The sequence below is a fragment of the Pedobacter changchengzhani genome (assembly GCF_004354365.1).
GTDB classification, from domain to species: domain Bacteria; phylum Bacteroidota; class Bacteroidia; order Sphingobacteriales; family Sphingobacteriaceae; genus Pedobacter; species Pedobacter changchengzhani.
Map to the genome: position 1 here is coordinate 130,189 of NZ_SJCY01000010.1, position 10,241 is coordinate 140,429.

The 10,241-nt window shown below is 35.9% G+C and carries 10 protein-coding genes; 6 read left to right on the forward strand and 4 right to left on the reverse strand.

Translation table 11 applies throughout. The annotated features are described in order from the left end of the window. The first annotated feature begins 64 nt into the window (after positions 1–64). Positions 65–952 carry a hypothetical protein gene (locus tag EZJ43_RS14010; RefSeq protein WP_243718102.1) on the forward strand — a complete coding sequence of 296 codons (888 nt, stop codon included), beginning with the start codon at positions 65–67 and terminating at the stop codon, positions 950–952. 218 nt (positions 953–1,170) lie between these two features. Here EZJ43_RS14010 and EZJ43_RS14015 read toward each other — a convergent pair whose 3' ends face one another. Together EZJ43_RS14015 and EZJ43_RS14020 are read right to left on the reverse strand one after the other, a co-directional pair. Beyond that, positions 1,171–1,512: a hypothetical protein gene (locus EZJ43_RS14015; RefSeq protein ID WP_165953179.1), complete on the reverse strand. Its 342-nt coding sequence runs from the start codon at positions 1,510–1,512 to the stop codon at positions 1,171–1,173. Between the two features lie 411 nt (positions 1,513–1,923). Further along, entirely contained in the window at positions 1,924–2,655 is a 732-nt protein-coding gene (locus EZJ43_RS14020) for a head GIN domain-containing protein (RefSeq protein ID WP_133263341.1), read from the reverse strand. Between the two features lie 421 nt (positions 2,656–3,076). Between EZJ43_RS14020 and EZJ43_RS14025 the strand changes: the two genes are divergently transcribed. After that, a complete protein-coding gene (locus EZJ43_RS14025) occupies positions 3,077–3,922 on the forward strand; it encodes a DUF6515 family protein (RefSeq protein WP_133263342.1) in 846 nt (281 codons plus the stop codon). Between the two features lie 153 nt (positions 3,923–4,075). Next, complete coding sequence (locus EZJ43_RS14030) at positions 4,076–5,233, forward strand: esterase-like activity of phytase family protein (RefSeq protein ID WP_165953180.1); 1,158 nt, start codon at positions 4,076–4,078, stop codon at positions 5,231–5,233. A gap of 65 nt (positions 5,234–5,298) precedes the next feature. Here the strand turns inward: EZJ43_RS14030 and EZJ43_RS17230 are convergent, their stop codons facing one another. Further along, the gene (locus EZJ43_RS17230; protein WP_165953181.1) at positions 5,299–5,466 is read right to left on the reverse strand and encodes a hypothetical protein; all 168 of its coding nucleotides are present in this window, start codon (positions 5,464–5,466) and stop codon (positions 5,299–5,301) included. A 6-nt stretch (positions 5,467–5,472) separates the two neighbouring features. Between EZJ43_RS17230 and lpdA the strand changes: the two genes are divergently transcribed. From lpdA to EZJ43_RS14045, 3 genes are all read left to right on the forward strand, one after another. Further along, complete coding sequence (lpdA, locus tag EZJ43_RS14035; protein ID WP_133263344.1) at positions 5,473–6,879, forward strand: dihydrolipoyl dehydrogenase; 1,407 nt, start codon at positions 5,473–5,475, stop codon at positions 6,877–6,879. Between the two features lie 344 nt (positions 6,880–7,223). After that, positions 7,224–8,762: an NAD(P)/FAD-dependent oxidoreductase gene (locus tag EZJ43_RS14040; protein WP_133263345.1), complete on the forward strand. Its 1,539-nt coding sequence runs from the start codon at positions 7,224–7,226 to the stop codon at positions 8,760–8,762. A gap of 68 nt (positions 8,763–8,830) precedes the next feature. After that, on the forward strand, positions 8,831–9,190 hold the full coding sequence (locus EZJ43_RS14045; RefSeq protein ID WP_133263346.1) for a CoA-binding protein: 360 nt from the start codon (positions 8,831–8,833) through the stop codon (positions 9,188–9,190). On the opposite strand, the gene EZJ43_RS14050 is transcribed toward EZJ43_RS14045, so the two are convergent. Next, positions 9,187–9,375, reverse strand: a complete 189-nt coding sequence (locus EZJ43_RS14050; RefSeq protein ID WP_133263347.1) for a hypothetical protein — start codon at positions 9,373–9,375, stop codon at positions 9,187–9,189. The two genes, EZJ43_RS14045 and EZJ43_RS14050, sit on opposite strands and share 4 nt — an antisense overlap. Positions 9,376–10,241 lie beyond the last annotated feature (866 nt).

A 10,241-nucleotide genomic window follows, 5' to 3' on the forward strand; every position in this document is an offset into this window, starting at 1 on the left:
TTATTGTACTTTTAAATGTTAAAGATGTTGCAAATGCTATAACTTTTTGTTCCCTTTGCATCCAATGAAAAAAATATACATACTTATCGCGATCACATTTTTTGCAATTCATATTCAGGCGCAAGAAACGATTACGGTCAAATCTGATGGTACAGTTTCTAAAAGTATTTTCAATCCAGAACATAAAAGAAGTTTTTCGCGTAAAGGAGATTTTTATTTTCACTGGGGATATAATAATTCTTGGTATAATAAAAGCGATATTCGTTTTCAAGGTCCTAATTACGATTTTACGTTAAAAGATGTAGTTGCTCACGATCGGCAATCGCCACTAAGTTGGGCTTACCTTAATCCAGGTTTAATTTCTGTGCCACAATACGATATTCGCTTTGGTTATTTTATTAAAGATAATTACAGTGTTTCCATTGGTTGGGATCACATGAAATACGTAATGGATATTCCTCAAAATGTAGCAATTACGGGCCATATTGGCGCAAATATTACACCAGAAAATGTTTCGACGGGCGCTTTAGCTGGCGATTATAATGGGCAAACAATTAATGTTAAGGAAAGCATGTTAACGTTTGAACATACTGATGGGTTTAATTATGCGAACATCGAAGTAGAAAGATATGACGATATTTGGGTTGCACCAGGCGGAAACACATCATTAACTTTAGAAACTGGTTTAGGTGGCGGTTTAATGATTCCTAGATCGGATGTTAGGCTTTTTGGTTTGGGAAGAAATAACCATTGGAATATTGCAGGCTATGGTTTATCAGCAAAAATGGGATTGAAGTTTTACGTATGGAGACACGTTTATCTTCAAAATACTACAAAAATCGGGGCAACAAATCTGTCAAAAATCCATACAACCGGGTGGGACGATCTGGATAAAGCGAGTCAGAAAATAAATTATTTAGAAAATATGACTGTAATTGGTTTCCAGTTTTAGAATTTAATCGCTGAGCTTATTTTATCATCTTTTAAAAATAGAAAATAATCGCCCTGCAGCTGTTGCTTAACTTATTTTGAAAAATAGATTAATGGCATTAAAATTAGCATAAAAAAAGTCCATTGGCTAAATTGTCAATGGACTTTTTTAATTCGTTCTCACTAAAATAATCTATCTAAAGTAATTCAGCTAAAACATAATCTTAACTGAAATATCGCCTAAACGTTATTCGCTTTTAACGAAACAATTTTTAAAATATAAGCTTTCCCCAAACTAAATTTAAAATGATTGCCTTGCAAAAGTTCTTTTGTTTTAGCATCGCTAATTAAAAGATCATATAAATCTCTTGCCACTGCCGAGCCCGAGATATTATTTTTCACTTTACCGTTTTCAATCTCTAAGCTAAAACTATAATCCGATTTGTTTCTGTTACCAAGATTATGGAAATCTGATTTTGTAAAGTTAATTTCTTGTTCTTCTGATAATGCTTTTTTTAATTGTATTGCAAAAACAGGTAGGTACCTTTTCCAAAGTGGGTAGTACAAATTAATTTGTGACATCATATTATTTCGATTGTTTTCGTACTTAAATATGGAATATACCAAGTTTAGTCCGATTGCTTTATTTGTAGTTTAAGTTAATGTTTCTAATTATTTTAATTCATTTAATGTTCACTACCGATGACTAATTAGTTCAAAATACATTATAATTGTTTGATAATAAGTGCATTACTATTTAATTTTTGCGCCTTAAATTAATAAATTTTTGAAAACTCAACTAAGTATGCATAATCATCTTTATGATTGTGAACGAATGAAGCTGTTTGATTGCGATAAAAGTAAGCTTTTAGTTCTCAAATTGCCAATTTCTGTTAAATTCTTTACTTAAAAAGATAAATTAATACCACTTTATCAATAAAAAAAACGCTTGTAAAAATTACAAGCGTTTAAAAATTTATAAATAAAAAAAAGTTAAATCTTTCTAACCCTACCAGAACCAATCACTGTTTGCTCAACGGTGGCATTGCCCGAATAGTTTACGTGTCCAGAACCGCTAATTAAAGCACCTAAAGATTTATTTGCTTTGATGGTGATTGTGCCAGAGCCACTAATTTTTGCAGTTACATTTTCCGAAGTTAAATTGTTGCCCTTAAAGGCACCCGAACTGCTCAATAATATATTCGCGGTTGTTGCAGTCCCAGCAATATTTACACTTCCCGAACCACTCATTACACATGATAGATCGTCCACATCAGCATTTAGCTTTAAACTGCCCGATCCACTTAAGTTTGCGGTTAAGCTACCCGTAGTTACTTTCCCATTTACAACCATACTGCCCGAACCACTCATGGTTAAGCTAGCAAGTTCTGTAGCCGAAACATAAATAGTAACTTTTTTATCTTCATATTTTTTAGACCAACTCATTACGCTTGTTTGCGGACGAATAATTAAAATATTTCCTTTTACCTCAGTTATTATAGTGGCTATTGCTTCTGCATCGCCTTCTAATCTACAACCCTGCTTATCGCCGATGGTTACCACAACAGTTATTGGGCCTGTTGCAGCTATGCCGTTAAACTCGTCTACTGTTCTTTCATCGTTTGCAACTTTAACAAAATTATTTTCTGTATAACTTTTTGCCTTTAAGTTTACGGATGTAGCTAATAGTAGTACTGCAAATAAAATACCAATCGTTTTCTTCATTTTTTTGTGTTTAGTAAATAAATTTTCAAGCTTCAGTTTAATTATCATTTATGATAGCCTTCGTTATAAGACGATACCAAAGCAAAAAAGTTGCACAAGTTTAAAAAGAAATTTTAATTTGTTCGTTTAAGCCAGTCTAAGCCGATAAATATGATTTTTCCTTTGAAATACATCAAGTTGTATTTCATCCTTATTAAAGTCAGCTAAATTCCTCATCATTAATATTTTGTATTGGAAACTACTCTTTGTCATCTCAAACACGTCCCACATCAAGAATCTTTAATTTACAGGAAATCTGAATAGATTTTAAATGGTCAATTCCCCACAAATGTCATTTTTATTAGAAAATACATTTTAATTAACTTTACCGTTAATCTTTAACACTATTCTAACGTCTTAATAATTAGTTAAACCTAAAAAAATGGAAAAGGTAAGATATAAAGGATTTATCATTTTTGTACTCAGTACTTTAATGATTGGCTTAAGTGCAGAAAATTTATTTGCTCAGCGACCAAGCCGTGGTGGTTCTACCGCGCCCAGACAATCGCAGTCAGCACCGCCATCACGCCCACAAAGAGGTAGCCAAGTTGCACCATCGAGAGGGTATTCGCCAACAAGAATGCAAAGTGCTATTCGTCAATCATACGGATCATATCCACAAAGAATAAGAGGAAGTAGATCGGCTTATCCATATAACAGACAGTTCTATCGCCATGGTTATGGTTATCGCCCAAGTTATAATTATCGTTCTTATGGTTTTTATAATAGATCATATTATGGTTATTATAATTATTACCGCCCATTTATCGGTTTTCGATTAAACGTTTTACCGTATGGATATTATCCTTTTTATCTAGGTGTAAATCAATATTACTATTCAGGAGGATTATTTTACCGCCAATATAATAACAATTACCAAGTTGTAGTGCCACCCGTTGGAGCAGAAGTGCCAAATTTACCTACGGAAGCAAGTTTAGTGAATATTAACGGTGTTGATTACTACGAATATAAAGGAGTTTATTATACGCAAGGCGTAAATGCAGATGGAAAATCCGTGTATATAGTTGCCGGTAAGAATGGCGTTTTAAAAACAAGCGACGGCCCTATTGATACACATCAAATAGGGGATATCATTAATCAACTTCCTGAAGGTAGCCGTGAAGTTTTTATTAAAAATGATAAATATTTTGTATCGCCAGATGAAGTTTATTACGAAGAGGTAGTGGATGGTTCTACAATTAGTTATCGAGTGATCGGAAAGTTATAATGCACATTTTAAAGGAAGAGGCTTTGGTTTATCATAAATTTTAAGCCTCTTTTTTTTATTAAGAGATTAAAAAGTTACACTAAATAATCATTTTGAATTTTATTATGAGTGCAAATTATATAGTTTTGGTACATATCATTAAAAAAAAATATTTTGAAGGTTATTAAGTTCAACATCTGCTCTCTCTCACTTATTTCTGTTTTTTTTTCTTGCTCCACAATAAGGAATTCGTCACTTAATCAGCAAGGGGCTACAGTTTCTTCTGTTAAGTTTTTAAGTGAGTACGTAATTCCGCTTAATATTCATTTTAAAAATACTGTTATTGGCGGTTTATCAGGAATTGATTACGATTTTAAAAACAATCAATATTATTTAATTTCGGATGATCCTTCTCAGTTTAGTCCAGCGAGAATATATACTGCTAAAATTGACATCAAAGAGAATAAAATAGATACGGTGAAATTTACGGGTGTTAAATTTCTTCTTCAACAAAGCGAAAAAAAATATCCTAAATATAAATTTGGGGTAAATTCAAAAGCAGATGGCGAATCGCTTCGTTACAACCCAAAAAGTGGAAACCTAATTTGGGGCAACGAGGGCGAGCGTTTGTTTAGGCCAACCGACACCACCTTAGTACAGCCAGCGCTAACTTTTATTTCTACCGAAGGGAAATTTTTAGACACCATTCCTTTGCCCGCGGGATTTGTTGTTTCGAAAAAAGAAACTGGATTTAGAAAAAACTCAGTATTCGAAGGTTTATCTTTTGCCGATAATTACCAAACATTGTACGCCAGCGTAGAAGAACCGCTTTATCAAGATGGCCCTAAGTCGGCGTATAAATTTGATAAGGCTCTTACTAGAATTTTAAAATTCGATGTAAAAACCAAGAAAAACACAGCACAATATGCTTACAATTTAGATGCAATGCCTGTTCAGCCTACCATGGAAAATTCTTGGAATGTAAACGGAATTTCGGAAATTTTAGCGATAAACAATCATACTTTACTTGTTATTGAACGCGCTTGGGCAAAAGGTTACGATGATAAAACATTTGTTAGGTTGTATTTGGTAAACTTAAAGGGTGCAGAAAATGAAATCAATAACCCATCATTTATTACAAACCCACCACAACCTCTAAAAAAGAAATTGCTTTTTAATTTCGATACACTTAATATGCATATTGATAACATTGAAGGGATAACCTTCGGGCCAAAACTCCCTAATGGAAACAATACCTTAGTTTTTTGCGTCGATAATAATTTTGCAAAAAATCAAACCCAACAATTTTTTCTATTTGAGGTAATTCCTTAATTCCCCAAACCCCAAAGGGGCTTTGAAGAGCATATTGGCTTTCTTTAGCCTTTCTGCTTTCCGCTTTAATCTTTAGTCTTTCTGCTTTCTGCTTTCCGCTTTAGTCTTTCAGCTTTAGTCTTTAGTCTTTCAGCTTTGCGCTTTAGTCTTTCAGCTTTGGTCTTTAGTCTTTCAGCTTTAATCTTTAAGCTTTCCGCTTTTTTCCCTACATTTGGGCAATCAAAAATTATCATAATATTATGCAATACGATGTCGTTGTTATAGGTTCAGGTCCAGGTGGTTATGTTGGCGCAATCCGTTGTGCTCAGTTAGGTTTAAAAACTGCCATTATCGAAAAATATAAAACTTTTGGAGGCACATGTTTAAACGTAGGCTGTATTCCATCAAAAGCGCTGTTAGATTCTTCAGAACATTACCATAATGCCGCACATACATTTGCCACTCACGGAATAGAACTAAAAAACCTTAAGGTTAATATGCCGCAAATGATCGCTCGTAAAGACGATGTTGTAGCGCAAAATACCGCTGGAATTACTTACTTATTCAAAAAAAATAAGATAGATTCATTCGAAGGTGTTGGTTCTTTCGTAGATAAAAACACTGTGCTTATCACTAAAGCAGATGGTTCTACCGAAACTTTATCAGCAAAAAATGTAATTATTGCCACAGGATCAAAACCAACCACTTTGCCATTTTTACCAATTGATAAAAAACGCATCATTACCTCAACAGAAGCCTTAAATATTAAAGAAGTACCGAAAACAATGGTTGTTATCGGTGGTGGTGTTATAGGTTTAGAATTAGGTTCCGTTTACGCACGTTTAGGTACAAAAGTTTCTGTGGTAGAATTTATGCCTTCTATCATCGCTACTATGGATGCTGGGTTGGGTAAAGAACTTCAACGTGTTTTAAAGAAGACTTTAGGCATGGAGTTTTATATGGGGCATAAAGTTACAGGCGCTAAAAATAACGGCAAAACCGTAACAGTTACCGCAGAAACCCCAAAAGGAGAAAGTATTAGTTTAGATGCTGATTACTGTATCGTTGCAGTTGGGCGTACCGCTTATTCAGAAGGATTAGGTTTAGATAAAATCGGAATAACTGTTGAAGAAAGAGGCAAAAAAATTCCGGTTAACGAACATTTAGAAACATCTGTTAAAGGTATTTATGCCATAGGCGATGTAATTACAGGCGCCATGTTGGCACACAAAGCTGAAGATGAAGGTACGTATGTGGCCGAAACAATTGCCGGACAAAAACCACATATCAATTACAACTTAATTCCCGGCGTTGTATATACTTGGCCCGAAGTAGCTTCCGTTGGTTTAACAGAAGAGCAATTAAAAGAAAAAGGAATTAAGTACAAAGCTGGATCATTTCCTTTCAAAGCAAGTGGACGCGCAAAAGCAAGCATGGATACCGATGGCTTTATAAAAGTATTGGCCGATGCTTCTACAGATGAAGTTTTGGGTGTGCACATGATCGGCCCGCGCGTTGCGGATGTAATTGCAGAGGCTGTAATTGCTATGGAGTTCCGTGCATCTGCAGAAGATATTGCACGTATTTGCCATGCTCACCCAACTTATACCGAAGCATTAAAAGAAGCAGCTTTAGCAGCAACCGATAATAGAGCTATACATATATAATAGGTGTTCTCAAAAGTTTATTTAAAAGAGTTTCAGTTTCCTGAAGCTCTTTTTGTTTATATTATATTTTAGACAGCATCTAATATATTCTATTTGAAATTTATTATTCGTTGCTGGCTCATTGCCGTGGGTTTCAATTGACTATTTTTTTGAAAAATATCTATTATTTTCTATTTGGGATTAATTCATTGCCGTCGGTTTCAACCGACGAATAAGTAATTAAAACAATGATGGCTTTAGCCAAAATAGCCAAAAGCACTTTCTCCAAATGCTTTACCTACTAAAAACAATCAAGGTATTTTTAGTTATCTTTGCTTATCATCGGGATAAAAACCCGACAACCTATGCAAAAAACAATCGAAATAACATTGCTTCCTCATCAGCTCGAGCAATCAGAAATTATAAAACAAAAACTTGCCGAAGCGCTTAATTTAGCTTTCGAACGCATAAACGCTTTCGAAATCCTCAAAAGATCAATCGATGCCAGGTCCAAAACTGTAATCTATCGCTTGCAAGTCAATGCTTTTATCGATGAAGATATAATTCCGCAAATTTTCAATGTAAATTACCCTAACGTTGCTGATGCAAAACCAGTATTAATTATCGGAGCAGGCCCAGCTGGTTTATTTGCCGCTTTGCAATGCATCGAAAATGGGATGAAACCAATTATTATCGAACGCGGAAAAGACGTAAAGCAACGCAGAAGAGATTTAGCAGCCATAAATAAAGAAGGAGTAGTCAATACCGAATCAAATTACTGCTACGGCGAAGGCGGTGCAGGTACTTATTCTGATGGTAAATTATACACCCGCTCCAACAAGCGCGGCGATATTAATAAAGTATTAAATGTATTTGTAAGCCACGGTGCCGAAAATGATATTTTAATTGATGCACGGCCACATATCGGCACCAACAAATTGCCCGGAATTATATCTGCAATTAGAGAAACCATTTTAAATGCAGGAGGCGAAGTGCTTTTCGATAGCCAAATGACAGATTTAATTGTCGATTTTGGACAAGTAAAGAGTATTGAAGTAAATTTTCAAGACAAATACCTTGCAGAAAATATTATTTTAGCCACAGGCCATTCCGCCCGAGATGTATACGAATTGCTTAGTCGAAAAAACATTTTAATCGAAGCAAAGCCATTCGCTTTAGGTGTTAGAATCGAACATCCACAATCAATAATCGATAGTGCACAATATCATGCCGAAGAGCGAAGCGAGTTTTTGCCACCCGCATACTATAGCTTGGTAGAGCAAGTCGGCAGTAGGGGTGTCTTTTCATTTTGTATGTGCCCTGGAGGAATCATCGCGCCGTGTGCTACCGGTCAAAATGAAATTGTGGTAAATGGATGGTCTCCATCAAAGCGAAATAACCCATTTGCAAATTCAGGTACAGTTGTTCAAGTAACCTTAGATGATGTTTTGGGCTACGATCCATTAAGAATGCTAAATTTTCAGTCACAAATCGAGCAACTTGCGTTCAATGCTGGCGGTGGTAATCTTGTTGCACCCGCACAGCGAATGGTAGATTTTGTAAACAACAAACTTTCGCTCGATTTACCAAAAAATTCCTATCTGCCCGGAACAAAAAGCTCAATGTTAGATAATATATTGCCAAACTTCGTCTCCGACAGTTTAAAGGTCGCACTTCCCCTTTTCGGAAAAAAAATTAAAGGTTACTACACAAACGAAGCCATCTTGGTAGGGGTAGAAAGCAGAACATCTTCCCCCGTGCGCATTCCGCGCGATAAAGAAACTTTGCAACACCCACAAGTTTTAGGTTTATACCCATGTGCAGAAGGTGCAGGTTATGCCGGCGGGATCATTTCTGCAGCAATTGATGGTATTAATTGCGCAAATGCCATCCTAAATAAATAGCCGAAAATTTTTTCAAACCCCAATGTTCAATTTATAGCTATATTTCAAATAACCCAACACTTTTTATTATGAAAAAAACGTTAATCATCGGCGCCTCACCAGATCCTACTCGCTATGCTTACAAGGCAGCAAATATGTTAACCAAGTTTAATCACGAAATTGTTAACGTAGGTATAAAGAATGGCGAAGTTGCAGGTGTAAAAATTGAAAAACCAGAAATTATTTATACCGATATAGATACCATTACATTATATATCGGCCCAGCGTTACAGTCTCAGTACCACGATTATATTTTAAAAACCAAGCCTAAACGCGTAATTTTTAATCCGGGCACCGCAAACTACGAATTGGAAAAGCTTTTAGATCAGCATAATATAGAGTCGGTAGAAGCCTGCACATTGGTTTTATTAAGTACCGGCCAGTATTAATTGGTTTTTTGAAAACTTTCGGTTCTGTGCTTTTCCATTCCAGCAGTCCCGCTCTGCACTTCAAATCCACGTGCTCGTTCCTCGCCCTGCGGGTTTTCCGTTGCGATCGGGTTTAAAAACAACGGAAAGTACAAAAAACGCAGTTTTCCTTTTCCAGCGACAGTATAACGGCAATTTATATTCATTCATCTACAAATCTTCCATAGCGATAAGGTTTTTTATACCATCTGAGGGGCATTCCCCTCAACAGAGGGGTGGTCGCAGACCGGGGTGTCCCTTTTAGAGAGCGTACTTTATTTTTCCCTTTGAGCCTATTTCGGCCATATCACGAATTTTTCCCACTAAGGTTCCGCGCCTCTAACCTGCTTTATAAACGCTATCTCCAACGCTAATTCCCACCCCGTACCATGGCCGATAAATTTTTTCTTTTTGTTTTACAGGGCTTTAGCGCCTTTGTTCCAAAATAATGCCCTTTCCTGTTTGCATGTACGGATAATTTTTCTACTTTTGCATCCCGCTTCGGAGGAAGGGCAGAAAGTTGAAAAGTTGGATTTTGATTAATTGGAGCACAGAAAACGGATATGGGGGAGTTTAGAGAAAGCTTTAAATTATTTCAAAATAAAATTAGGAGTTGTGAAAATAACTGCTACCTTTGCAACCCTGTCCGGAAGGAACGGAAAGAAGTGAAAAGCTGAAGAAAAATAAAAGGAAAAATAAAATTTTTTTCTTTTAAGTAACAAAAATTTTTCTACCTTTGCACTCCCAACCGAAAGGGGTGGGAAACAAAAACAAAAACGCTGGTGTGGCGGATGTCACCGGAGCGAACAAAACAAGATTGAAACGGGAAGAAACAAAGTAGAGACGAACAAGACTTTACCAGACTGGAACCCGAAGATATATATAGACCGGCCGTGAGGCTCACCAGGTCGCCAAGTTCTTAAAAGAGATGTCAAGTAGCGCAGCGGGTATAACGAAGTACGCATTCAAGTACAGAGTGACCAGCTGAATTTTAAAGTCAGTGACTGACAGACAATACAAAAAAAAGAAGACT